Source organism: Ligilactobacillus sp. LYQ139, from assembly GCF_045033025.1.
GTDB lineage: Bacteria > Bacillota > Bacilli > Lactobacillales > Lactobacillaceae > Ligilactobacillus.
The window spans coordinates 149,422-174,135 of record NZ_JBJFZW010000005.1; the positions used below are offsets into that span (position 1 = coordinate 149,422).

Annotated in this window: 20 protein-coding genes and 1 rRNA gene; 8 read left to right on the forward strand and 13 right to left on the reverse strand. The window is 45.8% G+C overall.

Going from position 1 to position 24,714, the window contains the following annotated elements; translation table 11 throughout:
• The first annotated feature begins 89 nt into the window (after positions 1-89).
• Together ACI3E1_RS05905 and ACI3E1_RS05910 are read left to right on the forward strand one after the other, a co-directional pair.
• Positions 90-980 carry a LysR family transcriptional regulator gene (locus tag ACI3E1_RS05905; protein WP_405024732.1) on the forward strand — a complete coding sequence of 297 codons (891 nt, stop codon included), beginning with the start codon at positions 90-92 and terminating at the stop codon, positions 978-980.
• 192 nt (positions 981-1,172) lie between these two features.
• Positions 1,173-2,516 (forward strand): NlpC/P60 family protein, encoded by a 1,344-nt coding sequence (locus tag ACI3E1_RS05910; RefSeq protein WP_405024733.1) that lies wholly within the window; start codon positions 1,173-1,175, stop codon positions 2,514-2,516.
• Positions 2,517-2,622: 106 nt separating this feature from the next.
• Here ACI3E1_RS05910 and ACI3E1_RS05915 read toward each other — a convergent pair whose 3' ends face one another.
• Genes ACI3E1_RS05915 through ACI3E1_RS05930 form a run of 4 tightly spaced genes read right to left on the reverse strand, consistent with a single transcriptional unit; the run spans position 2,623 to position 6,452 of the window.
• Positions 2,623-3,846 (reverse strand): MFS transporter, encoded by a 1,224-nt coding sequence (locus tag ACI3E1_RS05915; protein ID WP_405024734.1) that lies wholly within the window; start codon positions 3,844-3,846, stop codon positions 2,623-2,625.
• 27 nt (positions 3,847-3,873) lie between these two features.
• The gene (locus tag ACI3E1_RS05920) at positions 3,874-4,758 is read right to left on the reverse strand and encodes an alpha/beta hydrolase (protein WP_405024735.1); all 885 of its coding nucleotides are present in this window, start codon (positions 4,756-4,758) and stop codon (positions 3,874-3,876) included.
• Between the two features lie 2 nt (positions 4,759-4,760).
• Entirely contained in the window at positions 4,761-5,600 is an 840-nt protein-coding gene (locus tag ACI3E1_RS05925) for an SDR family NAD(P)-dependent oxidoreductase (protein WP_405024736.1), read from the reverse strand.
• A 21-nt stretch (positions 5,601-5,621) separates the two neighbouring features.
• Positions 5,622-6,452: a sugar phosphate isomerase/epimerase family protein gene (locus ACI3E1_RS05930; RefSeq protein WP_405024737.1), complete on the reverse strand. Its 831-nt coding sequence runs from the start codon at positions 6,450-6,452 to the stop codon at positions 5,622-5,624.
• 131 nt (positions 6,453-6,583) lie between these two features.
• On the opposite strand from ACI3E1_RS05930, the gene ACI3E1_RS05935 reads away from it, so the two are divergent.
• Positions 6,584-7,489, forward strand: a complete 906-nt coding sequence (locus tag ACI3E1_RS05935) for a LysR family transcriptional regulator (RefSeq protein ID WP_405024738.1) — start codon at positions 6,584-6,586, stop codon at positions 7,487-7,489.
• A 32-nt stretch (positions 7,490-7,521) separates the two neighbouring features.
• On the opposite strand, the gene ACI3E1_RS05940 is transcribed toward ACI3E1_RS05935, so the two are convergent.
• Genes ACI3E1_RS05940 through aroD form a run of 4 tightly spaced genes read right to left on the reverse strand, consistent with a single transcriptional unit; the run spans position 7,522 to position 12,751 of the window.
• Entirely contained in the window at positions 7,522-8,724 is a 1,203-nt protein-coding gene (locus ACI3E1_RS05940; protein ID WP_405024739.1) for an MFS transporter, read from the reverse strand.
• Positions 8,725-8,754: 30 nt separating this feature from the next.
• Positions 8,755-9,654, reverse strand: coding sequence for a shikimate dehydrogenase (locus ACI3E1_RS05945; protein ID WP_405024757.1), 900 nt, complete (start codon positions 9,652-9,654; stop codon positions 8,755-8,757).
• 14 nt (positions 9,655-9,668) lie between these two features.
• Entirely contained in the window at positions 9,669-11,933 is a 2,265-nt protein-coding gene (locus ACI3E1_RS05950; RefSeq protein WP_405024740.1) for an FAD-dependent oxidoreductase, read from the reverse strand.
• Positions 11,933-12,751: a type I 3-dehydroquinate dehydratase gene (gene aroD / locus ACI3E1_RS05955; protein ID WP_405024741.1), complete on the reverse strand. Its 819-nt coding sequence runs from the start codon at positions 12,749-12,751 to the stop codon at positions 11,933-11,935. Before aroD ends, ACI3E1_RS05950 begins: the two co-directional genes overlap by 1 nt.
• An 82-nt stretch (positions 12,752-12,833) precedes the next feature.
• On the opposite strand from aroD, the gene ACI3E1_RS05960 reads away from it, so the two are divergent.
• The gene (locus ACI3E1_RS05960) at positions 12,834-13,760 is read left to right on the forward strand and encodes a LysR family transcriptional regulator (RefSeq protein WP_405024742.1); all 927 of its coding nucleotides are present in this window, start codon (positions 12,834-12,836) and stop codon (positions 13,758-13,760) included.
• Between the two features lie 67 nt (positions 13,761-13,827).
• Here the strand turns inward: ACI3E1_RS05960 and ACI3E1_RS05965 are convergent, their stop codons facing one another.
• Together ACI3E1_RS05965 and ACI3E1_RS05970 are read right to left on the reverse strand one after the other, a co-directional pair.
• Positions 13,828-15,978: an ATP-dependent Clp protease ATP-binding subunit gene (locus ACI3E1_RS05965; RefSeq protein WP_405024743.1), complete on the reverse strand. Its 2,151-nt coding sequence runs from the start codon at positions 15,976-15,978 to the stop codon at positions 13,828-13,830.
• 101 nt (positions 15,979-16,079) lie between these two features.
• Positions 16,080-16,316 (reverse strand): transcriptional regulator, encoded by a 237-nt coding sequence (locus ACI3E1_RS05970; RefSeq protein WP_283582398.1) that lies wholly within the window; start codon positions 16,314-16,316, stop codon positions 16,080-16,082.
• Positions 16,317-16,497: 181 nt separating this feature from the next.
• Here ACI3E1_RS05970 and ACI3E1_RS05975 point away from each other — a divergent pair, with 181 nt between their 5' ends.
• Complete coding sequence (locus ACI3E1_RS05975) at positions 16,498-17,685, forward strand: class I SAM-dependent methyltransferase (protein ID WP_405024744.1); 1,188 nt, start codon at positions 16,498-16,500, stop codon at positions 17,683-17,685.
• An 89-nt stretch (positions 17,686-17,774) separates the two neighbouring features.
• On the opposite strand, the gene ACI3E1_RS05980 is transcribed toward ACI3E1_RS05975, so the two are convergent.
• Positions 17,775-19,742: a sucrose-specific PTS transporter subunit IIBC gene (locus ACI3E1_RS05980; RefSeq protein ID WP_405024745.1), complete on the reverse strand. Its 1,968-nt coding sequence runs from the start codon at positions 19,740-19,742 to the stop codon at positions 17,775-17,777.
• Between the two features lie 222 nt (positions 19,743-19,964).
• Here ACI3E1_RS05980 and ACI3E1_RS05985 point away from each other — a divergent pair, with 222 nt between their 5' ends.
• Both ACI3E1_RS05985 and ACI3E1_RS05990 read left to right on the forward strand, forming a co-directional pair.
• Positions 19,965-21,440: a sucrose-6-phosphate hydrolase gene (locus tag ACI3E1_RS05985; RefSeq protein ID WP_405024746.1), complete on the forward strand. Its 1,476-nt coding sequence runs from the start codon at positions 19,965-19,967 to the stop codon at positions 21,438-21,440.
• 49 nt (positions 21,441-21,489) lie between these two features.
• The gene (locus tag ACI3E1_RS05990; RefSeq protein WP_405024747.1) at positions 21,490-22,479 is read left to right on the forward strand and encodes a LacI family DNA-binding transcriptional regulator; all 990 of its coding nucleotides are present in this window, start codon (positions 21,490-21,492) and stop codon (positions 22,477-22,479) included.
• Positions 22,480-22,592: 113 nt separating this feature from the next.
• Here ACI3E1_RS05990 and ACI3E1_RS05995 read toward each other — a convergent pair whose 3' ends face one another.
• The gene (locus ACI3E1_RS05995) at positions 22,593-23,918 is read right to left on the reverse strand and encodes a ClC family H(+)/Cl(-) exchange transporter (protein ID WP_405024748.1); all 1,326 of its coding nucleotides are present in this window, start codon (positions 23,916-23,918) and stop codon (positions 22,593-22,595) included.
• Between the two features lie 164 nt (positions 23,919-24,082).
• Here ACI3E1_RS05995 and ACI3E1_RS06000 point away from each other — a divergent pair, with 164 nt between their 5' ends.
• Positions 24,083-24,541, forward strand: coding sequence for a low molecular weight protein-tyrosine-phosphatase (locus ACI3E1_RS06000; protein WP_405024749.1), 459 nt, complete (start codon positions 24,083-24,085; stop codon positions 24,539-24,541).
• 46 nt (positions 24,542-24,587) lie between these two features.
• Here the strand turns inward: ACI3E1_RS06000 and rrf are convergent.
• Positions 24,588-24,704, reverse strand: a 5S ribosomal RNA gene (gene rrf, locus ACI3E1_RS06005).
• Positions 24,705-24,714 lie beyond the last annotated feature (10 nt).

Below are 24,714 nucleotides of genomic sequence, written 5' to 3' on the forward strand. Positions count from 1 at the left end.
TGCATGAAATCGATTCCAGTGAAATAATCTTTTTGACAATAAAAATATGCTATTTATGGCATAATCCAGCCAAAGGAGTCCCTTTTACCATGACCACCGATGAGCAACTTATTACCCTTCTCGAAACTATTCAAGGAACTGGCAGTATCTCTCGAACCGCCGCCCAGCTCTACCTAACGCAGCCAACAGTCAGCAAACTTCTCAAAAAATACGAACACCAGCTCGGTGTCTTGCTGGTTGATCGGCACCACCATCCAGTGACGTTAACGACTGCCGGCCAATACTATCTCCAAGGAATCCGTAGTCTTAACAATCATCGCCAACATATTCTCGCCCACCTCAAAACAATCGCCACGGCAGCCCCAAGCACCCTCACGCTAGGAATCAATCCTTCCCTTGCTGGGGTTATTCTCCCTCAAATTATCCCCGAATTCAGCCGCCATCATCCCACTACAACCATCCAATTAGTTGAACAGGCGCCCGCGACCCTGCTCCGCCTCCTAACCGCTAATAAAATTGATGCATACATCGGGATTAATCCCCCTCACCAACAACACATTACGGTGGATTTTCTATTTAGGGATACAATGGCTCTTGTTCTTCCTTCCTCATGGCAGATTACTACAACGGGAGCCGTGCCCGACATTGCCCCTCTAATTAGTGATCACCCGTTTATCCGTGAAAAAGAAACCTCTACTTTTGATCACCTCGTCACGAGCTATTTCGAGCGGTACGAAATTCACCCCCATACCATCCTAACTGCCGATAACATCGTCACTGCCCTGCAGCTCGCACGGGCTGGTTTAGGAGCAACGATTGTTCCCCATTCACTTTTAACCGCCCAAGACGCACCAATTCGTGCTGTCTCCATCCCTGCCAGCAGTATGCAATTTACAACGGCTCTATGCATCAATCCAGAACATCAACACTCGGCGATCTTGACTACTTTTCGCCGGTTTATTACTCGGAAATACCGCTAACGGGCCGTAGTTTTACTCTTTAAGCTATGTATGATAGACTAAATATGTTTACGCGGTGTTATCACCCGATTAAGTTACGTTTTTGTAACATTCTGACAACGTTCCTGCAATGCACTTCGTGTATCATGGAGCGTAGATAACAGGAAAAAAGTACTTACTAATTACGTCATTAATTTCTTAGGAGTGAATTTCTTGAAAAAAACAACAAAAACATTATTAGCCGGAACCGTTGGGGTTGCAGGAGCAATGCTTGTTACAACCGCAACGGCTAATGCCGATACCGTTCATAAGGTTGTTGCTAACGACACGGTTTCCGGCCTTGCCCAGAAATACGGCGTTTCAATCCAATCAATCGAACAATTAAACAATATTAACAAGCAAACTGGGATGATTTACCAGGGACAGGATTTGCAAATCCCAACAAAGAACGATGCTGACAATGTTCAGAACTACACCGTTCAGGCGGGTGATTCTCTCTGGGCCATCGCTAACAAATTTGGGATGACCATCAGCCAATTACAGAAGCTGAACAACATTCCGGTTAACGACACGCTGATTCACCCAGGCCAAATCCTGAAGATTAGCGGTCATGCCGTTGTCGTTACTACTACCGCAGCTCCTGCTCAGCAGGAGACAACACAACAACCGGCTGCTAACCAACAGCAACCTGCTAATAATAACAACCAGGCACAGCAGTTAGCTAATGCTGTTGCGGCCCAAAAGGCTGCCGCTCAACAACAGGCTCAACCGCAGCAAGTTCAACAAAAGACGGTGCCAGCTAATGTTCAGCAGCAGGTTAGTGCAGCTAAGTCTTCACTAGACAACGCCAATGCTAAGCTGTCATCAGCAGAAAGTAATTTAGCACGCGTTAAGGCTGAGACTGCGAACATTAATTCTTCAAGCCAACCTGCTACTTCAAGTTCAGTAGTTGCATCACAGAGCCAGGCAAACTACGCTGTACAGCAATCGCAATCGACGGCTTCCGTTCAACAATCAGCCCAGCAACCGGCAACGACTGTTCAGACCCAACAGCAGGTTAAACCGGCTGCTGTCGCTCAGGTTCCTGCACAAACACAAACAACACAGCAAAACAACAATGCCAATGCCGCTGCTCGTTCTGCCGCTGTTCAGCAGGCCCAACAACAAGTTAACCAAGCCCAACAGCAGGTTAATCAGGCCCAAGCAAACTACAATTCTATCGTCTCATACGCTGAATCCTTTGTTGGCACCCCATACGTATGGGGGGGAACTACGCCGGCTGGATTTGATTGCTCAGGCTTTACGCAGTACGTTTACGCTCACGAAGGTATTCACATTGGCCGGGTAACCACCCAGCAAGAAAATGCCGGGGCTCAGGTTTCAGTTAGTCAGGCTCAACCGGGGGACCTACTTTTCTGGGGGCCGAAGGGTGCTACGTACCACGTTGGAATTTATGTTGGGAATGGTAAGTTTATTGCTGCTCCAGAACCGGGGATGTCAGTTTCAATCCAGAGCATGCAGGGCTTTGAACCATCATTTGCCGTTCACGTTCGGTAATTCAATAGCGACTTCATAAACAACTAATCTTAAACATAACACCGAAGCAATGCTATTTGGGAGCATTGCTTCGGTGTTTACTTTTAACTAATTCTCCTAGTTCAATTTATAACCGCTCACCTTCCCCCTTAAATTTTTCAATAACAACGTAGCCCGCCATCAATAGCGCTAAAAAGAAGAACATCATCGCTCCAACTCGGAGCTGCCATACCGGTGAACCATGACCGATAATTTTAGTAATAACATGGACAATATACGGCGAGAAGAATGCTCCTAGATTATAAATTGCCAATGCAAACGAAACACAAACGTTTTTAATCGCATCATCAACCCGGTCAAGAATTACTTTATTGACGTACGGGTAAACAAAGAATGCTACCCCAACCATTGCTAAACAAAATGTAAAGATAACCATATTCCGCGCAACAGAGGCCCACAAATACCCTAGTCCTCCAATTACAGCAGCAATTACTGGTAGCCAACCATGAAGTAACCGATGTAATTTACCAAAAAACATGGTACATACCCCGGAAACCAATCCTGAAATCGTTAGTGCTAATGCTAAAAACCCCGCTCCTTTAAAATGGAGCTCCTCAATTGCCATTGCCGAAGTAGTAAACATTACACACCCTGATGCCAAAAACAGAAACAAGAAACAAGCACTTACAGGCACAATGAGCGGAATACGCTGCATTAAGGCCTTTGTCTTTTGTACCCGTCGCGCTTTATATTCATTTGCCTTAATTTGAATATCAACGTTCCGCGTGTACCCAATTGCAAATAAAACCAACGGAACAACAATTACCCCGTACATCAAAAAACTAACGTGCCAACTAATTACCAGGAGCACACCGACTAAAAGTGTACTAATTCCCGATCCAAAGTTTAACGCCGCACTTGCATAACCAACCATATTGTCCCGCGTTTCACCAGTAAAAATATCGCCCAACAACGCCATTCCATACGGCATAATCAACCCAATCCCGGCACCAAAAACTAACCGGGAAGCATATATGAAGGCAAAATAGTCAGTAAAAGCAGGCGTAATTCCCCCAACTAGCGCAAAGGTAAGCCCCGTTAAAATAGTCCATCGTTTTGTAATCATCCGCTCAATTGCCGGTGAGAGAAGATCAAAAATCATCGTCGGTAGCGATACGCACGTTACAATTGTCTGGACTGCCATCGGACTAACCGTCGGCATTGACTTTGCCATCTGCCCAACCGTTGCCGAAATAATATTCCCGAACTGTCCAATTACACTCATCCCGATAATAGCGACCACCAATAACCAAGGTCGCGCAACATTGATTCGTAAATCCTTTTTATTCATTATGGACTCCCCCACTTCCCATTAATCCTACATCAGATGCTTAATAAACCACTGAACAACGTTATTAATTACTTCCTCCTGGTACCACTCCACGGTTCCGTGTCCCGCTCCTTTAATTTGTGTATAGGTGACATCACATCCGACTTTCTTTAACAGTTCATACATTGTTAAACTCTCAGTTGGATCAACTACCCGATCACTCGTTCCGTGCATTAATAACACTGGCGGTACGGCCTCCGTTACGTAATTAAGCGGACTTGCCCGGTGAACATCATTCGGAATAGCACTAATCCGGGTCGTTTTATCTTCTAACATCGATACTCCCCGAAGCAAAATTGTTTCCGGAGCCGTGGGAACATCGTGGATTGCCTGGTTATTTGGCCCACCAATTGCTCCTAAATCGGCAAATCCATATAATGAACCGATTGCCGCCACCTCCGTTTCATCCACCATAACGTCATCCGGTTTTAATGTCTCCGTCCTACTTGTTACCCCTATCAGTTGGGCTAAGTAACCACCAGCCGAATCACCAAACGTTGCAATCCGGTGGCGATCAACGCCTAATTGCTCTGCATTCTGGTGAAGATACTGTAAAGCATGTTTCCCGTCTTTAACAATTGTCGGAAAAACATCTGGAATTGGCCGGTATTCAGCAGCTGCGACAACAAATCCTGCCTGAGCAAGTGCAAGCCGGTATTGAATAAACTTGTGATAGCCAGCCGTCGTAAACCCACCACCAGGGAAGTATAGAATTGCTGGCTTAGGTCCTTCTATTGCCGGGACCAGTAATTGCATCCGTAGCGAACGGAGGTCTTTCATTATTGGTGCTTGGTAATAGGTAATATCACTATACTCATCCACTCTGGGACGAGAGCTTATAACCTTCATGGTTTCACATTTACTGCAATCCATTATTAACACCCCTTATCCTGATGGTGTTCAATTGCGTATCGCCGCCGACCATGCGGCTTAGGAATCATATCCTGCATCATGACACTAATTCCACCATCAACCCGTAATGATGCACCATTTGTGTAATCAGAACGTTCACTTGCTAGGTATAAAACCGCGTTAGTAATATCCGTTAAATTCCCAATCCTTTTACTTGCGACTAACCGACTACGTCCTTGTTCGACAGCAGGATCAGCATAAAAACCTTCAGACATTGGCGTTTTGACCAGGCAAGGACAAACACAATTGCTTCGGATACCAAATTGCCCCCATTCGGCAGCAATTTGCTTCGAAAGCATCGTTACTCCCGCCTTGGTGACACTATAGGCTCCTGAATATGTTTCTGGGAATGTATCTGCTACCGTTGAAATGTGCACCATTGTTCCCGCCTTTTGCTTAATCATTTGACGACCAAACTGCTGCGCAGCCAGAAAATAACCCGTCAAATTAATATCAAGCTGCTGTTGCCACTCACTAAGTTCTAAATCCTCAAGTGGTGAAAAACGGAGAATTGCTGCCGTATTAATTAAGATATCCACCCGATGAAAACGCTCGATAACCCGTTGAACCGCGTCTACAACCGCATTCTTATCCGTCGTATCCACTGGCAACGCCAACGTTGCTATTTGATACTCCTTCGTTAGTTCACCAGCTAACTGATTAATTGCTTCTGTCTGCAAATCCAATAACACAACTTGGGCACCCTGCTCTGCAAACGCCCGGCAAAACTCCTGCCCCATTCCCCCAGCAGCGCCAGTGATTACAACCACCTTATCCTTTAAACCAAGCCATTGTTCTTTCATTTTTGATTCCTCCCCATCTCTTTATCCTAATAATTCAGGCCACGTTTCCTTTAAAGCTTTTATCGTTGCTTCATGAGTTCTTTGTGCTGCATTGTTAATTCCTGTCTTCAACAATTCGTCAGAAATCACCTCCACTCCGACCGTGAGCGGCTTTACCCCACTTTCACGCAACATTTTCAAAAAATTTCGCACCATTTTAGCTCCTTGATCAGGAATTAGCCGATCATGGAGTGATTCAGCTCGTAAGACACTCGGCGCATACGCTTGTGCGTGAACATCATCAACTTGAACAGCCACAACCTTAGCAGCAATTGCAGGCGTAAGCGGGCGAAACGATTGTTCTGCGCGCACCCAATGCCATGCGTCCAATAACAACTTGGCATTCGACTGAGCCGCAACGTTTAAAATCCGAACTGCTGTTTTTAAATCAGAAATTCCACTATATGGCATGGGTTCCACGGCAATATCAACCCCCCTTGCTCGCTGGCATAACCGCCTAAGCCGTTCTCCAACTACAGTGGGTTGTTCATTTTCAAGTAACCCAGCGTTAATATGATGAACTCCAAATAACCGCCCCATATGGAAGATAAGTTGTTCCCGATACTTTTCCTCATACGTTCGCTTTTTTCGGGCCCATTCAGTAAGGTACTCAACTTCCGTACACTTGATCCCATAACGTTTCATCATTGCAAGAAGTTCATCGTCTTGATACCCCTCTTCAAGGGCATCAATATAATTCTCAACCCGCAATCCAATGCCGTCATAACCGGCATTTGCAGCCGCAGCGCATCGTTCTTCAAAAGAACAATGATCACCTAACGTCCATGAACTCACAGTAATTGGCACTCGCATATCAATCAGATCCCTTGTGATTTTATTATTAAATTACACTATAATTATCATGTAGGAGCACCTTAAAATCCATTTGAGGTTTCCTATGAACCGATTGATTACATCTATATAAACGTTATAAGGAGTGCATTATGAATTTACAACAATTACAATACCTTCGTGTTCTTGCTCAAACGCAAAGTTATACGGAGGCTAGTAAAATACTTCACATAACACAACCGAGTTTATCCTACGCCATTAAACAACTTGAAACTGAATTAGGGACTCCTCTTTTTACAAAAACAGGGCGTCATATCAAGCTCACTCCAATTGGACAGACGTTCACCGCAGATATCGGAAGCGTCCTTCAACAACTCAATCGAAGCGTCGAACGCGTAACCGCCGCTTCTAACCAAACCGGTGAAATTAAAATTGCCGCCACCAGATACCTCAATTCATCATGGACCCCACAGTTAATCAGCGCTTTTCTAAAAACCATCCCGCCTTATCAGCAACCACATATTGAGCTTCATAGCGCGTCGGGTTTCTCGCGGAATATCATTAATGCTCTGCGGACCGAAGATATCGACGTGGCTTTCTGTTCGCGGACTGATGAACGGCATGACATTACGTATGTCCCCATTTACGCTCAGCGCTATGTCTGCCTTACACCACCAGACCATCCCCTAGCAGAACAATCATCCGTCACACTGGAAGAAACGCTCGACTATGATCAGATTATGTTCAGTCCGGAAAGTAGCATCTACGATGATATCAACAAACTCTTCGCGTACTGTTCTATCCGTCCTACCGTTACGTACGAAACAGACGAAGATACTACTGTCTTAGGAATGGTGGCTGCCGGACTAGGAATTGCAATTATTCCGGCAATTGAGATGATTCATAATGTTAACGTCCAGGTTATTCCGCTGTCATTCCCAAAAATCCAACGAATTCAATACATGGCAACCTTAAACCGTCATTATCAGCGACCGCTGCTTGCCTGCTTCACCCAGTTTGTCAGCCAAAACTATGCACTAAATACCAAAGACGATTAGAACCGTTATCACCAGTTCTAACCGTCTTTCGCCTAACTATGAAGTTTCTTACCAAATAGTTGCCGGTACCTGAAGGTGATAATTGTTGTGACAATAAATCCAATTAATGCGATTACCACATCAAAGAATATAATCATCCGAAGACTACTCATCAGCCCGGTAAAGAGGGGGATCGTGAACGAAGCAATTGACCCTGATGTATAGAAAAATCCTGTTACCGATCCTTTTCCTGTAGGGAAGAACTCAGACATTACCGTCAATCCAAGTTGCATTACTCCGCCTGCCGCAGCAAAACCGACAATAAATGACATCACTGTTAATACCACCGACCGTGGTATTAGATACATTAGAAGCAGCGCAACAAATGAAAGCAACGTGTACACGCTTAGAAAATTAACTTCCTTGATTTTCTTGGCCAAAACTGCTGTTAGAAGAACACACGTAATTGATCCAACGCTATAATAGCTAATTAGTGCATGGGCACTGGCCTGTCCCATTCCTCCAACAAGCCGGCCATACCGACTTAACCACTGACTTACAAGATAAAACGTTGCCTGAGAAACATACCCGTAAATAACAAACAGCGTCCCATCAAGCCACAGATTTGCTTTCTTCCGGGAAGATTCTAATTCATCGGTCTTTTGTTGTACCTCATCTTCCTCGGCTACCCCTTTAATGTCCGGGAACCGACCGCCAAAGAGCGTGTACACTCCTGTACAGCACAGAATTACTGCCGCTACTACAAACGACCAGCCGAACCAAAGGTGGTTTGCAATTAGAAAACTAACGATTAGCGGTAAGACAAATTGTCCCCCTGAAATAAACGCCTTTAAAACAACGTTCGCCGTTCCTTTAGCACTCGGGAATATTTCCATCAATGCTGGATAAGTCCCCGAGTCAAGGAAGGAGTTGGCCATTCCAGCAATAATTCCCAAAATGTAGGCGACCACCATACTCCGCGAAAGAAGAATTCCAACAAAGAATACAAGATAAGTCCCAATTCCCAAAAGAATAAACGGTTTTCGCCCAAAATGGTCAGACAAAATTCCTGACGCTAAAAGATTGATAATCCGCCCAATCCCTAATGAGGAAATTACGATTGCAACCCCGCCAGCAGTGGTTCCCCATTGATGAGCAAGAAACGTCATATTTTGTGCAAGGATAATTACCCCAAAGCCATGAACAAAGTAGTTCATATATAATGCTAACGCCGTCGGTAAGTACTTATTTTTCATTACTACTCCCCCATTTATTCCGGTTACCAATTAATTTTGGTCACCATTGAACAGTAGTTCGCGAATATAATCAACTGGCATCTCTTCACCAGTCCACATCTTAAATGCAGTTGCCCCTTGATAAAGCATCATCCCTAATCCGTTAAAAATACGCTCGACGCCAGCCTGCTTAGCAATCCGCATCAGTTTTGTTTCACGGGGAGCATAAACCGTATCAAATACGACTAAATCCTTCCGGAACATTGTTGGGTCTTCAATCACCGAAACGTCCTCTAACGGGTGCATGCCCGCACTCGTAGCATCACAATAAATTACTGAATCACTAATTTGCTGCCGCAAAGCTTCCTTATCATCAGCATCATAAAGAGTTGCCTTACACTTTGTTTTGGCGTTAATTACCTCAACGTTCCGCTTAGCCGTTTCATACTGAGCATCATGTCTATTAAACAGCGCAATCTCCTTTACGCCATCAAGAGCAGCCTGGATTGCAATTGCCGTTCCGGCACCACCAGCACCAACGAGGGTCATCTTTTCATCAATAATATTGACCCCTTCAACATCAAGGGCCTTCATAAATCCAGTCCCATCAGTTGTATAACCGGTTAACACCCCATTATCGTTAACAACGGTATTCACCGCCCCAATCATCTCAGCTGCGGGATCAAGCTTATCCAGCAAGGGGATAACCTTTTGCTTATTCGGCATCGAAATATTACTTCCCCGTAACCCGAGTGCACGAATAGCCTGAACTGCGTCTGGCAGTTCCTTATTCGTAACCTCAAATACAAGGTATGCGTAATTCAACCCTAGCTTTTCGAATGCACTGTTATGCATGGTCGGTGACATTGAATGTCGTATCGGATATGCCATTAAACCAATTAAAATCGTGTGTCCATCAATCCGTGACTTTTTAATTAACTGAGTTTTCATCATGAGTCATCCCCCTAATTTTCTTCCTTGGTAAACGTCATAAAGTTTGCAAAACATTCTTTCAAAAAACTGACGCTTCCCGCATCCTTAATTGCTTCATTATCATCAAACGCATCCGCTGCGTGCGGAAGCATATATTCATTTCCTGGCATTACCTTTGCATCCACTCCCGGACAATCAAGAATCTGCCGTAAATTCATTTGTGCCCGGACAGTTCCTTGGACGCCAAGTGAGGTCCCAACAATCATTACCTTCTTTCCCTTCAGCGGATGAATCGAGCTAGAAAGCCATTCAAGTACACTCTTTAACGCTGCTGGAATTGAATGATCGTATTCCGGGGTTGCAATAATCACCCCATCAGATTGCTCAATGGCTGTCTGGAGCCGCTGGATTTCTTCAGGAAGTTGATCCGCAATTCCTTCATCAAACATTGGAATCCCCCGCACTTCGTGAATATCGATTTCCGCGTCATCCTCAAACAAGTCCTGCATTGCATACAATAACTTTCGGTTATAAGAATGTTCCGCATTGGTTCCAACAATTCCAACAAAATGCCGGCTCACCTGTTGCTGGTGATTCACCGCGTTGTCGCTAGCAGCCTTTCCTGCAACGTATCCGGAAGAAATTCCCCAACTATTCATCATACTTGGAGCGGAATCATGCCCGTTGGCACCGCCGACTACTTCGCCGGCAGCGTAATAATTGGCAACTGGCTGACCGGTGGTTGTTACAAGCTGCATATTATCTGCTTGAACAGAGTACCCCCCCAACGTCGTTGCAAACCGATCCCGTTGTTCAACAAGGTAGTATTCGTCACCCTCGTACTGGTGAAGGTATTGTTTACCGCGGTTAAATTTCTGATCAACTCCAGCCTTCGCTGCTGCATTATATTCATCAACCGTTATCTGCAGCTGGGCGGGATCAATCCCGACCGTCGTAGCAACTTCACGCAAACTCCCCTTCACAAAATACGGCCGCTTGTCCTTTTGCGCAAAGAATTGTTTGATCTCATCCTCTTCAAAATCATGAAGTACCAATAAGCTGTAGAATTCATTCCACGTACGTTTATCCATTAAAAGGTACGCTACTTTCCCCGGCTGCTTTAAAACAGCATCGCGTAATTTAGTATAAACGTCAGACTCATTTACAATCCGCTGCCCGTTTTGGTTAACATAAACCGCTCCCATATCTGTTGCTTTTTTAGAAGCGTATGTTGTCAACTTTGCAATTCCGGGTTCAACCTCAACTCCGTGCGGATAAACCTTATACCATCCAAGATCGTGACTCTTTAAATTTAGCGCCTTATTGAATGAGTATGCATCTCCGGTTGATGTCATCGGACCGTAGTAATCAAGGCCCACACTCTCACTTCCCCGCATCCGTTGGTTAGCTCCAAATCCTCCAGATGCAAGGACGACGGAATTAGCCTTAATCCGGTACGTTGCTCCCTGCGTTGCTGCGATTACTCCCCGAACAACTCCGGCCGAATTTATTAGCATATCCTCTACCCGTGTTCCGAGGAGGACTTGCCCTCCTTTCTCTTTAAAGGCAGCCGTTACTTTCTGAATAAACTCATAACTACTTGAACTTGGAAGCTCAACCTGCCGTTCAACACTGTGTTCTGGCGTTTGCGTCTGTGCTTTTTGGTAATCTAACCCGGCAAAGTCACTAATGAAATCAATTGCCGCTCCGATATTTGTTGCCATCAAGTTCGTTAATTCTAGGATATTTGTGTCATTACACTCCCGGCTAACGTCAGCCGCCAAACGAGCGGGAGAATCACCATTTTTTCCTAAAACACGGGCCGCAACGTTAGACCCCGTCGCCACAACATTGGACCCATTTAAAATGGTTGCACCACCCATGTAACCATTTTTTTCTACTAAGATAACGTCACGTCCTTCAGCAAGCGCCCGACAAGCAGACACCAAACCAGCCTCTCCTCCGCCAATTACAAGAACATCAGTTGTCAAGCGTTTCAAGCGATTATCCTGATGCTTCTTAGGTTTAGAATCAAGCTGAATATGTTCATCATTAATTACCTGTTTAGCCGAATCCAAAATAGACTTCGTCATTACCGTTGCACCGCTAATTGCGTCAACATCAAAGGACTGCTGCTCAATCACGCTTTCCTTTAACTTTCCAATAACCTGATCAAAAATCCCGGACGTTTCTGCATGGCTAAGCACCTGTAAATCATCAATCCGGTTCCCATCCATATCGATCTCATATTTGATCGTTCCATTATGCCCATGAGCTACTCCAGTTAATTTTTTCATCATTTTTCCCCCTTTGTTTTACTGTGCACTGTGCTTAAAACTAGCCGTAAATCATCAATGGTCATTTGCCCTGGAGCGGAGGATTCCGCAACTGCCGCAAAGCTCAAACATGATCCGGTTAATTCCCCCGTACACCGGGAAATCCGTCCGTCATCACCCATCGCCATCGAAATCACGGGGATTTCAAGGTGCCGGTACGCTTCCTCAGTCGCTGTCATTAGTAACAGGACATCTTGCATATTTTGTGGCATTACCGCAATCTTAGCTATATCCGCCCCCATTGATTCCATCTGGGCTAGTCGATTAATAATCACCGAGCGAGCCGGCGTTTTAGCAAAATCATGATTACTCATCACAACCGCAACACCTTTTTGATGCGCATATCCAACCACAGCCTTAACCTTATGAGGGTCATGCATTAATTCAACGTCTAAAAGGTCAACCGCTCCAGTTGCTAACAGACTATCGCAGATTGCAAAGTATTCATCCTCTTCAAGGTGACGCTCACCACCCTCCGCTTTCGTCCGAAAAGTTGCTAGTAAAACCGTATTACCAATTATCTGCCGTAACTGTTGCGCAATACGTGTTAAGGTACTACGCTCATTATTTCGGTAATAATCAACGCGCCATTCAATAACATCCGGTTGCTTTTCCATGCACCGTTGCGCCTGAGCAATAACGGTGGCATCATCTGTTCCACAAACCGGAACAGCAATTTTGGGTTGTCCAGAACCTAATACAATGTCCCGAACACGAACTGCTTTTCTCCCCATAAACATCCCCCCAAAGTTTGTTATTAATTTATCAAACACTGCCATTTTATTCCTCATTCCGTTTACAAAACAGCCAAATTCATATACATTATTAATAGATTATTTCGATTAATTGGGGGCTTTTTCGATGGATAATCTCCGCCATTTACGGTATTTCGTAACACTTGCGCATACTAGCCACATGTCACGAGCAGCAGAACAACTCGGAATCGCGCAATCATCATTGAGTTACGCAATTCACAAACTAGAACAACAATTAACCGTTCCTCTTATCGAACCTGACGGTCGTAATATCAAACTCACCCGGATGGGCACTATCTTTTTACCCTATGCGGAGCAAGCACTTGATGCGTTAGATACCGGAGAACATGTCATTACCCGCTTAATGGCCCGCGATCAAGGCCAGGTAAACATCGGGTTTATTTACTCAGTCGGCCACAGTCTCGTTCCTACCCTTGTAAGTCAGTTCCAGCAGCATTATCCTGCAACTAAATTTCAATTTTCGGAAGACCTTACCCCCGCAATGCTTCATGCACTCAACGCCGGAAAATATGACGTTGTTTTTGGTTCAATGATTAGCGAATTCAACCGCCAACCCGCTAACGAAATCTTTACTTTTCAACTCATCGGAGAGCAAGAAATTAAGTTGGCTGTCCCTGTTAACCACCCACTGGCTAAAAAACCACGCGTCATCCTTCACGACATCGAACACTACCCCCTTGTCTCATACACCCCTGAATGCGGGATGTTTCGCCTAATCGAACAGATTTTCAAGGATGGGCACATCAACCCCAACATTCAACTCAGACTCACCAACGAACACAACATTATCGGTTTTGTTAAAAGTAATCATATGGCTGCCCTAATACCTGACCTGCAAGAGGCGCATACCAAGGATATTACGCTGCGCACCATCGCTGATCACCACAGGAACCATCACGTCTACATGATTACTAAACGAAACACTTTCCTTACTCCCACCGCACAATCGTTTATTCAGTTTGTCGGAACATATTGTAATCAGCATTTTGTTTTTGCTCAGAATTTCCTATAATTACAAAAAAGGAAGCCGGTATTCACCGACTTCCTCTTCGTAAATTAGGGATTAATCTACTACCTAATTACTTTTCCTTTTTCTCTTCTTCACCCTTATCCTTCTTTGCCTTAGCCTGCCGTTCCTTAATAACTAGCTGACCATCTTCCATCACCGCTTCAAGGTGCTGAACGTCCAGGTGATCCAGGTAGTAGTCCGTTACCTTGTCCCGGATCTGCTGCTCAATTACCCGCCGCAGTGGCCGGGCACCCATCGCTTCGTCGTACCCTTGTTCAATCAAGTAGTCCTTGGCATCATCGTTGACGGTCAAATCCAGGTGTTTCTTAGCCAGCGTCGCATTAACGTCTGCTAACATGAGATCAACAATCTGCTTGAGATCGTCCTTTGTCAGGTGGGAGAACTCAACGATGGCATTAAACCGATTTAGGAATTCTGGCCGGAAGTACGGGGCTAACCGCTTCATCAGGTCAGCATCCTGCTTCTTGTCACCCGTCAACTCTTCGTTTCCAAACCCAGCGTTTGACGTTGCGATAATGACCGTGTTCTTAAAGTCAACGGTGTTTCCCTGGCCATCCGTCAACCGGCCATCATCCAGTACCTGCAGGAGTAGCGTGATTACCTGTGGATCAGCCTTTTCAATTTCATCCAGTAGGACAATTGAATACGGATTCCGCCGAACCTTTTCGGTTAGCGTGTTACCGTTGTCGTCATACCCAACGTATCCAGCCGTTGTTCCGATCAATTTAGAAACCGCCGTCCGGTCAGAATACTCAGACATGTCCAACCGAATAATCGCATCCTTATTGCCGAACATATCCAACGCCAACTGCTTTGCCAGTTCCGTCTTTCCAACTCCGGTTGGGCCAACGAACAGGAAACTCCCAATCGGCCGATTACCTTCATCAAACCCAGCCCGGTTCCGCCGAATTGCGCGGGCAACCGCATCGACCGCTTCGTCCTGGCCGATTACCTTACCCTTTAACCGGTCACCGATTCCCCGCAGGCGTTCAATATCGCTTGCGCCCATCTGAGAAACCGGAATGCCGGTTAACCGTTCAACGGCTTCCGCCACGTCGTTCACCGTTGCCGTTGTTTTCTTATCCTCCGAGTGCTGGTCAATCTGGGACTGCAACTCCTTGATTTGCTGCTTATCCTTCATGGCTTCTTCGTAGTCTTCCTTAGCGGCCGCATCCTTTTGCTTCTTGGCCAATTCTTTAATCTGACCTTCCAGTTCCTTCACATCAGCAACCGGGTTCTGCGCCGCAAGGTGCGCTGCCGTCATATCAAGCAGGTCAATCGCCTTATCTGGTAAACTCCGCTGCGGGATGTACTGGATTGAGTAATCAACCGCTGCCTTTAAAACATCATCCGGCAGTTCAACGTTATGGTGCTTCTCGTACAACTTACGGATTCCCTGCAGAATCTTAAACGTGTCCGCTGCACTCGGTGCATTAACCGTAACCGCGTTAAACCGCCGTGCAAGGGCTGCGTCCTTCATAATAGTATTCCGGTACTCATCCTGGGTCGTTGCCCCAATAACGGTCACTTCACCCCGGGATAATGCCGGCTTTAAGATATCAGCCAAGCCCTTCGAACCGTTCCCGTCGCCGGTACTCCCAGCACCAAGAATCTGATGAATTTCATCTAAGAAGAGGATTACATTGCCCCGTTTCTTTACTTCATCAATTAACCGCTGAACGTTTTCTTCAAACGCTCCCCGGAACTGAGTCCCTGCCTCTAAACCAGAAATATCTATGCTGATAATTTCCTTATTTTTAATGGCTGCCGGAACGTTACCCGCGACAATCGCCTGAGCCAAGCCTTCAACCACAGCCGTTTTCCCAACCCCGGCATCACCAACCAATACTGGGTTATTCTTCGTCCGCCGAGAAAGGATTTCACTCGTTTCCTGGATTTCCTTGTTCCGCCCAATTACCGGATCAAGGTTTCCTTGCCGGGCTTCTTCCGTTAGGTTACGGCCAAGCTTATCCAGAAGCGAATCCTTCCCATTTGCCTGCCCGCGCTTAGCGGCTTGCTGTGGAGCAACCCCATCCGGTAGCTTCCCGGTTTTCCGGTACTCTGCGAACTGTTCTGGGGTTAATTCCCGCCCGTTTACCAGATAATGCCGTTCTGAATTCATTCCGTTCATCCCGCCCATTAACTGGTTAAAGATACTATTCATGTCATCGTCAAATGGATCTACTGGAATCCTAGCCATAACACATTCCTCCTTCTTATATTTTCTAATTCTTACGGTATTTATTTAACGGCAAAAGCCCATCAACCTGCTCGTGCACGCTAACGGACTTCCAACTACGCTTACCCTTCATCATCGTCCCGTAAGTAGTGTTCTTCAAGCTCCCGAAGAACTTCCCACATTCGTTTATGCTGAGCCTGAGCAAGTGCATCGAGATCCCGAAGATTCAGCGACGTCGCACTGGACTGCTGCTTATTGAACGACTTATGCAAGGTCGTGTAGCCGTAGCCTGATTCCTTCGACACCCGGTAAATCGTTAATTGGTTTGCACCGAGATATGCCTTGATGTCGATTTTCATCGCCATCACTTCCTTACGCTTCTTAGTATACTACTTTTGTAGTATATGACAAGTGTAAACTACCAAAAAAGTGGAATAAATTTGTCGTAACCGTTGCATACCGCAACTACTTACTAACAATTAACAAAAGCGTTACAATTAGTTTGGAAAGCATTTCATTAATTCTAAGGAGGTCTTTCACATGATAAATGATTTGTTTTTCAAGGAAGTACTGAAACATTCGTTTAACTACCCGGTAAAGGTTAAGTTTGCCGACGGAAAGACGGAACAGTACGGCGGTGATGGGACGCCTGAAGCAACCATCACCTTTAACGGTAAAATCTCAATTCCTGACCTCATCAAAAATGCTTCGCTCTGCTTAGGCGAAGCCTACATGAACAAAACCGTTGACGTTGATGGCTCACTTCAACGACTACTAGTTTCTGCTTATGAATCAGCGGGCAGTTTCATGACCAATTCTAAGATCAAGAACCTTTTACCCAAAAAACAAACTCACTCGGTTAAGGATAACAAGGCAGACATCGCTGCCCACTATGACATTGGGAATACCTTTTATAAGATGTGGCTTGACCCAACGATGACATATTCATGTGCCTACTTTAAGCATCCTGACGATACCCTCGAACAGGCTCAAATGAACAAGGTCATGCACATTCTCCACAAACTCCATCCCAAGCAAGGGGAAACGCTCCTTGATATTGGATGTGGTTGGGGAACACTGATGCTCACAGCCGCTAAGAAATACGACATGAAAGTCACCGGGATTACCCTTAGTGAGGAACAATACCACTACGTCCAACAGCAAATTAAGAGCCAGGGGCTCGAAGGTCAAGCAGAAATCCTCCTTGAAGATTACCGGAAGTTAAAGCACTCCCCGTTTGACTATGTAGTCAGCGTCGGCATGTTTGAGCACGTTGGCGAAGAAAACCTGGCAGAATACTTTCAACTGATTAGTCAGTTTCTTAAGGATGGTGGGACCGCCCTCATCCATGGAATTACCCGCCAACAAGGTGGTGCCTATAACGCCTGGCTCAATAAATATATCTTCCCGGGCGGTTATATTCCGGGAGTGGTCGAAAACATCGACCATATCATCAACGCTAACCTCCAAATTGCTGACCTCGAAAGTTTACGGCGACACTACCAAAAGACACTTGAAATTTGGGACAAAAACTTTAACGCCCACCGGCAAGAAGTTGAGCAAATGTTTGACGAACGCTTTGCCCGAATGTGGGATCTCTACCTTCAAGCCTGTGCAGCCGTCTTCCAAGTGGGGAATGTAGACGTCATGCAGTATCTGCTAACTAAGGGACCAAGCGGTGCTGGATTGCCAATGACACGGGACTACGTCTACAAGGACGAACAGTAACTTTTATCCAGGGCATTGAAAACAAAAAATCCGGAGAACCAGTTGGTTCCTCGGATTTTTCATTTAACCACACTTCGAAGAACGTGCGGTTATTCCTTAACCGTAACGGCAATTAACTGATCGCCATGTTCCACCTTTGATTCAGTGATTCGATCAACGGCAGCATAACTGGCAGTATTAGTAATAACCACCATCACCGTTGGATCAAGCCCGGCATCCTTTACCTGCTGGACATCAACCGTCCCCAGTTTATCTCCTTTCTTAACGTGCTGCCCCTGCTTAACAAATGATTCAAACGGGGCACCCTTCAGGTTAACGGTATCAATCCCGATATGAATCAATACTTCCGCACCGTTATCAGACTTCAAACCGTAAGCGTGTTTCGTTTCGTATGCAATCATAATTTCACCATCAACTGGCGCATAGATTGTTCCATCACTTGGAACAACAGCAGCCCCGTTCCCCATCATTAACGTGGAGAAGACCTCGTCGTTAACATCACTTAGACTTTCAGACTTCCCGGTAACCGGAGAAGCAATGATTTCATCGTTCAGGCTTAATTCTTCCTCAGCAACCTGTTCTGCCTTGGCATCAACCGCAGCGGCTTCGTCAGCAGAAACGGCCGTAACGCTTTCTTGAACCGTCGCACTAGCCGGGTTAACCTGGTCGATATGCTTCTTCCCGTATATAAAGGTGATGATAAAGGCAACGACAAAACTAAGTAATTCACACCCAACATAGAACGGTAACGTTAACCGAGACGCAATGTGCAGTGATAGGAACCCTAGGAATCCAGCAGAACCAAGGGAAGCAGCGCCTAACTTGCACAGTCCAGCGACAAACGATGCCACACATGAACCAACTAAAGCACAGAAGAACGGAAACTTAAACTTCAGGTTAACCCCAAAGATGGCCGGTTCCGTAATCCCTAGTAAAGCAGAAACACCGGCCGATGAAGTCAAACTCTTCATTTTGCTGTCCTTAGTTAACCGCCAGATTGCAAAGGTCGCCGCTCCCTGAGCAACGTTAGCCATAGAAGCAACGATAAAGATGAAATCTCCCACTCCCTTACCATGCTGTAAAGCAGTAATTAATTGGGTTTCAATGGCCGGGAAACTTTGGTGCAGCCCAGTCAGCACAATCGGTGAATAGCAAGCCCCAAAGATTCCCATCCCAATCGCTCCAGTCATGTGGTACAGCCAAACGATGAAGTCGGTCAGGTACTCAGAAACGGCCCGCATAACCGGTCCAATCAAAACAAATGTCAGAAAACCGGTAATAATAACGGACAATAACGGGGTAAACGTAAAGTCCACTGCTTCTGGTAAATGCTTGTGAAAGAACTTCTCTAGAATGGACAGAACCCACACAGCCGCCAATACCGGGATAACCTGGTATGTGTACGGCGTCTGGGAAACGTGCATCCCAAACAGAACCCACGAATGTCCTGCAATCAAACTCGGGGACGTCATCATCATCCCGATCATTCCACCAAGGAACCGGTTAGCCCCAAACCGCTTAGCGGCGGCAAACCCAACTAAGATTGGCAAGAAGATGAACGGTGCTGACGCCATGACCTGAATCATGTTTGAAATTGGCTTAAGCCACGGCACCATCGTAACAACAGCTTGGGGGCCGAAGAGTCCCTTTGACGTAATGAAGTTGTTTAACGCCATCATAAGCCCGCCGGCAACCAATGCTGGAATTAACGGAACAAAGATGTCAGACAATAGCTTAACAAATGCCATAATTGGATTAACGTGCTTTCCCTTAGCAGCAATCTGCTTTAAGTCATCAGTTGATGCCTGTTGCACCCCTGTCTGCTTAACCATTTCATCGTAAACGTTATTAACATCACCGGGGCCAATAATAATCTGAAACTGTCCGTTCGTGCTGAACGTCCCCTTAACCCCGTCGTTATTATCCAAAGCTGCCTGATCAACCTTGGATTCATCCTTTAAGACCAACCGTAGCCGGGTTGCACAGTGGGCAGCGGCAACGATGTTGTCTTCGCCAACCGCCTTGACGACGTCAGCAGCGACCTTCTTGTGATCCATGGCAAACACTCCTTTACCGTAAATAATAATTGCAATGGAAACGTTTTTATAACTTCCAAGCTCTATTATCCAGCTTTTTATCCGTATGTCAAACGTTTATCATACAAAAAGCCGTTTTTATCCTTCTTTTTTAAACATGAAAGGATAACATGACATACGTTTGACACAAAAACTGCTGCTCGCTAGAATGGTGGTAGATAACGTTTTCAAGGAGGATTACTAATGGAATGGACGCGAGAACGCCGGTATTTACCTTACGCTGATTGGGACGCCCAAACACTACTTCAATTGCAGGCAAAGACGGCTCGGTCACAGTATCAGTTGCATTACCACATTCATCCCCAGTCAGGACTTCTAAATGATCCCAATGGTTTTTCATACTTTAATGGGGAATGGCACATTTTTTATCAGTCATATCCCTTCGGCCCGGTTCACGGGTTAAAGTCGTGGGTTCACCTCACATCGTCTGACCTCGTTCACTGGGAAAACCAAGGACTCGCCCTCGCGCCTGATACACCATACGATAGTCACGGAGCGTATTCCGGTTCAGCAATGGTCGTCGGCGACCAACTAATGCTAATGTACACGGGAAACCACCGAAACGATAAATGGGTTCGAACCCCATACCAATTAGGAGCAATGATGGCCCCAGACGGAACCATCACCAAGCTTCCAGCCCCGTTAATCATCCCTCCTGACCATGTCACCGAACATTTCCGTGATCCGCAGCTAGTTAAGCAAGGAGACACCTATTATGCCATCATCGGGGCGCAAGATAAGCAAACCTTAACCGGACAAGTGGCGGTCTATTCATCCCCCGACCTCCATGAATGGCGTGATCTAGGATACCTTCAGTTTAGTAAAGACGACATGGGATACATGATTGAATGTCCGAACCTTGTTTGGGTTGACGGACACCCCGTTCTTATTTTCTGCCCGCAAGGACTCGCCCAAGAAATCCAACATTACGCCAATATTTATCCAAACATGTATCTCGTTGGTGATGACTGTGACCTCACTACCCCGGCAATTACCGGTGCTACTTCGCCAACCAACCTTGACGACGGCTTTGACGTGTATGCTTCTCAGGCATTTAATGCCCCGGACGGAAATACGTACATGATTAGCTGGGTTGGCCTTCCCGATTGCACCTACCCAACGGATGAAGAAGGCTGGGCTAATTGTCTTAGCCAGGTAAAGGAGCTCCACATGACACCCGCGGGGGAATTAATCCAGCAACCAGTGGCTGCAATGAAAAGTCTCCGAGGGGATGAACAAACGTTGAACGGTACAATTTCCCAGGAAATTACCCCGTTGATTGCTGATGTTGGTAGCCAATACGAACTTCACCTGCATTTTGATGCCCCAACTCAAGGAACCCTTTTTCTCGCAGGCAATGCAAACTGTACCCATGCCATCCAGCTCCATTTTGATACCACCACCGGGAAACTAACGCTTGATCGTGGTCAGGCCGGAAAGGCAGTCAACCCAAAATATGGGACAACCCGGACAATCACCCTTGCAGCAAACGCCAACCTAGATCTGGACGTCTTCATTGACGCTTCACTGGGTGAAATCTTTATTAATGGTGGCCGGCGTGTTATGACCTTCCGGTTCTTCCAGGAACCAACTGCTACAACAGTGGCACTTTTGGGGAGCGGCCATTTTACCGGTAAATACTGGCCGCTTGCGTTATAATTACCAGCTTGATTATGACTGAAGTACGCCTATTAGGGGGGAATGAACCATGCACCGTCCAACATTGAAAGACGTTGCCCGGGAAGCACAGTGCTCAGTTACGACCGTTTCCCGGGTAATCAATAACTACGGTTACCTTAGCGAAAAAACAATTAATGCGGTCCATGCCGCAATGAAAAAACTGAACTACCAGCCCAACTCCTTGGCCCGCTCTCTTCAAGGAAAACGAACCCACCTAATTGGCGTAATTGTTCCGTCAATTACGAACCCGTTTTTTGCCGAACTTGTCGAGGAAATTGAAAACGAACTGCTCCGTAACAACTACAAAATGATTCTGTGTAACAGTGTAACAAATAAGGAAAAAGAGCGCGCTTACCTCCGGATGCTGATTGCTAATCAGGTGGACGGGGTAATTGCCGGGGCCCACAACCTTGGCATTGGGGAGTACCAACGTACGGGATTACCGATTGTTTCTTTCGACCGGCAGTTAGCCCCCCATATCCCCATCGTGTCGTCCGATAATTACCAGGGAATGGTTTATGCAACTCGAGCCATGTACCAGACCGGTGCCCGGCATATTTATTTCCTGGGAAATCCCCACGATGAAGCTAATCCGACCATCCAACGCCTCCACGGATACCAGGATACGGTGCGTGCGCTTAGACTCCATTCCCACATTTATCCGGTTCGGTTTGATGATTCACCCGCAGTCAAAAAACTAACAATTAAAGACATGCTAACTAATCATCATCCTGATGCGGTAGTGTGCACGGACGACTTAACCGCACTCTTAGTTCTTCAAACGGCCCGGGAACTTCATATTGACGTTCCAGCCGCCTTACGGGTAAGCGGGTTTGATGGTACACAGCTAATTCAAAACTACTATCCGGAATTACCGACAGTTATTCAGCCAACGCGTGACCTTGCTGCGGTGCTTGTTAATTTCCTAAAACAACGGATTGAAACCCCAGACAAACCCGTAACTGAATCGCCGTGTATTCTCCCGGTTACGTTTCGCGGGGGAAACCTTACAAATTAATTATGAATAAACAAAAAGCGCGTTAAGGAGCTTCCAACCCCTTAACGCGTTTTTCAATTCTAATAAAAGGAGCAACTGAATGCTGTATTACTTTTGGTACATCCGTCCCTTTTCTAAAATCCATTTAATTCCCGTAAAGCGGTGTAAATCGGCCGTCCTCCTAGCCAATCATTGACCAGGTATGCGACTAACGTGACAACAATCAAAGGCATCATGTGTTTAATACTTCCGACCATTTCAGAAATAAGCACCACCGCGGTAAATGGTGCCTTTTCAATCGCACCAAAGTACGCCGCCATCGCATAAATTACGATGTTTAAGAAGTACCCTGAGGCAAGTAGTCCCATGTGGACCATCACGCTTGCGTATAAACCGCCCGCCGTTGCCCCAAGAACCAGGATTGGCATGAAAATCCCTCCTGGGACAGATGCACCGTATGAAACCATCGAAAAAACAAACCGAATAATTAGAAGGAGAAGCAAGATTCCCACCCCAGACATCCTGTTCATAATATACGTACTAAAGTGGGGGCTGGTAATATCAAGAATAAAGTTATGGCTTCCTCCGAGCATTTTACAATAATATAACCCCAACGGAATCACTAATAAAAGCGGGACAACGCAGTGCCAAGGTCGGGGAATGATTTTTAACTTTCCGTACCAATGAGGTAAACTTAAAATCACCCACTGGTAGAGAAAAGCAAAGAACCCAAGAATCAACCCTAACAGAATTAATTGCCAATATTGCGCTAGCGGGACACTAAAATCATAAATTAAGTGTAGGCTAGGAGTTAGCCCAAAGAAGATAAGCGTTACCATGTCAGAAACAATTGCAGCGGTCAGGGCCGCTAACCAAACGACCGTGGAAAAGTCCTGGGTAATTTCTTCAATCAAAAATAACGCACCGGCGAGCGGAGCGCTAAACGCTGCAGAAAGCCCCGCAGCAACTCCACTAGCAATCAACGTATTTCGCTCCTGTTTTGTGCTAGGAAACAGATCATCCGCTACTCCCTGAGCAACGCACGCTCCCATTTGAATACACGGACCCTCTCGCCCAAGAAACAATCCCGGACAAATCGCCATAAGGCCTCCTACAAACTTCCGCCAAAGAACCGGCCACCACTTAATCTCAAGCGTTCCGTCAAGAATCGCCTCTGTCTGAGGAACCCCAGAACCCGTAATATTACGCAATTGCGGTCGAATAATAAATCCTAGGATTAACGCTAAGATGAGGGTTACAATTACATATCCGATAATAGTTACCGGATGGTGAAGCATGTAAGGGTAAATTAAGTACAACCAACTCATTGTATGGTCAATAATCAACCGAAAAATACTAACGATTAATCCCGTAATTGCGCCCACTACCGCACTCTTTACAATCAAAATGAAGTTCTTCGTTTGAAATGCTGGTTGAAGAACTTCCTTTACACTTTCCATTGGATCTCGCTTCTTTCCCCTTCGCTTTACTTTTATTATATGATTATCATCGTAAAAATTGAAATTTCCCCTACACTACCGCCGTTTACCCGAATAATTACAAATCGTTGTCAATTTGCGTAACTTTACGTATTCTAATACTAAACAAGGAAGGAGAGAGAATAATGACAAACGTCCTGTTTGTATGCTTAGGAAATATTTGTCGGTCACCCATGGCAGAAGCAATGATGCGTAATCTTGTGGATCAAGCCCACCTTACGTCTCAAATTACGGTCGATTCAGCCGGGACAAGTGCTCAGGTAGGAAGTCAGCCCCACGAGGGAACTAAACAAATTTTAACGGCTCATCATATTCCGATGACTGGGTTAATTTCACGCCAAATTATTCCCCAAGACTTTACTACTAATGACTACATTATCGGAATGGATGCCATGAATTTACGGGATCTTCGCGCAATTGCTCCTCAAGGAACAGCCGGTAAAATTTACGGAATTAATGATGTTTTACCGAATAAGAAGGGTCAACCAATTGTTGATCCGTGGTATACGCACAACTTCAAAGCAACATACAATGATTTATGTGCGGCGCTTCCAGCATGGTTAACACTCATCCAAAAACAGTAATGAACAAATAAAAAAGGAGTTCTTATTAGAACTCCTTTTTTTCATCGCACGGCGACGTCCTACCCTCACAGGGGGCGGTCCCCCAACTACTCTCGGCGCGCTGAAGCTTAACTACTGTGTTCGGCATGGGAACAGGTGTATCCTTCAGGCCATCATCACCGCACTCTTTCCTT

Bases quoted from the DNA above. Each gene is read 5' to 3' on its own strand.
- ACI3E1_RS05975 (WP_405024744.1), top strand. From the start codon at position 16,498: ATGATAAATGATTTGTTTTTCAAGGAAGTACTGAAACATTCGTTTAAC.
- ACI3E1_RS05940 (WP_405024739.1), bottom strand. From the start codon at position 8,724: ATGAAAAATAAGTACTTACCGACGGCGTTAGCATTATATATGAACTAC.
- ACI3E1_RS05905 (WP_405024732.1), top strand. From the start codon at position 90: ATGACCACCGATGAGCAACTTATTACCCTTCTCGAAACTATTCAAGGA.
- ACI3E1_RS05960 (WP_405024742.1), top strand. From the start codon at position 12,834: ATGGATAATCTCCGCCATTTACGGTATTTCGTAACACTTGCGCATACT.
- ACI3E1_RS05915 (WP_405024734.1), bottom strand. From the start codon at position 3,846: ATGAATAAAAAGGATTTACGAATCAATGTTGCGCGACCTTGGTTATTG.
- ACI3E1_RS05935 (WP_405024738.1), top strand. From the start codon at position 6,584: ATGAATTTACAACAATTACAATACCTTCGTGTTCTTGCTCAAACGCAA.
- ACI3E1_RS05990 (WP_405024747.1), top strand. From the start codon at position 21,490: ATGCACCGTCCAACATTGAAAGACGTTGCCCGGGAAGCACAGTGCTCA.
- ACI3E1_RS05925 (WP_405024736.1), bottom strand. From the start codon at position 5,600: ATGAAAGAACAATGGCTTGGTTTAAAGGATAAGGTGGTTGTAATCACT.
- ACI3E1_RS05920 (WP_405024735.1), bottom strand. From the start codon at position 4,758: ATGGATTGCAGTAAATGTGAAACCATGAAGGTTATAAGCTCTCGTCCC.
- ACI3E1_RS05945 (WP_405024757.1), bottom strand. From the start codon at position 9,654: ATGAAAACTCAGTTAATTAAAAAGTCACGGATTGATGGACACACGATT.
- ACI3E1_RS05985 (WP_405024746.1), top strand. From the start codon at position 19,965: ATGGAATGGACGCGAGAACGCCGGTATTTACCTTACGCTGATTGGGAC.
- ACI3E1_RS05950 (WP_405024740.1), bottom strand. From the start codon at position 11,933: ATGAAAAAATTAACTGGAGTAGCTCATGGGCATAATGGAACGATCAAA.
- ACI3E1_RS05980 (WP_405024745.1), bottom strand. From the start codon at position 19,742: ATGGATCACAAGAAGGTCGCTGCTGACGTCGTCAAGGCGGTTGGCGAA.
- aroD (WP_405024741.1), bottom strand. From the start codon at position 12,751: ATGGCAGTGTTTGATAAATTAATAACAAACTTTGGGGGGATGTTTATG.
- ACI3E1_RS06000 (WP_405024749.1), top strand. From the start codon at position 24,083: ATGACAAACGTCCTGTTTGTATGCTTAGGAAATATTTGTCGGTCACCC.
- ACI3E1_RS05930 (WP_405024737.1), bottom strand. From the start codon at position 6,452: ATGCGAGTGCCAATTACTGTGAGTTCATGGACGTTAGGTGATCATTGT.
- ACI3E1_RS05970 (WP_283582398.1), bottom strand. From the start codon at position 16,316: ATGAAAATCGACATCAAGGCATATCTCGGTGCAAACCAATTAACGATT.
- ACI3E1_RS05965 (WP_405024743.1), bottom strand. From the start codon at position 15,978: ATGGCTAGGATTCCAGTAGATCCATTTGACGATGACATGAATAGTATC.
- ACI3E1_RS05995 (WP_405024748.1), bottom strand. From the start codon at position 23,918: ATGGAAAGTGTAAAGGAAGTTCTTCAACCAGCATTTCAAACGAAGAAC.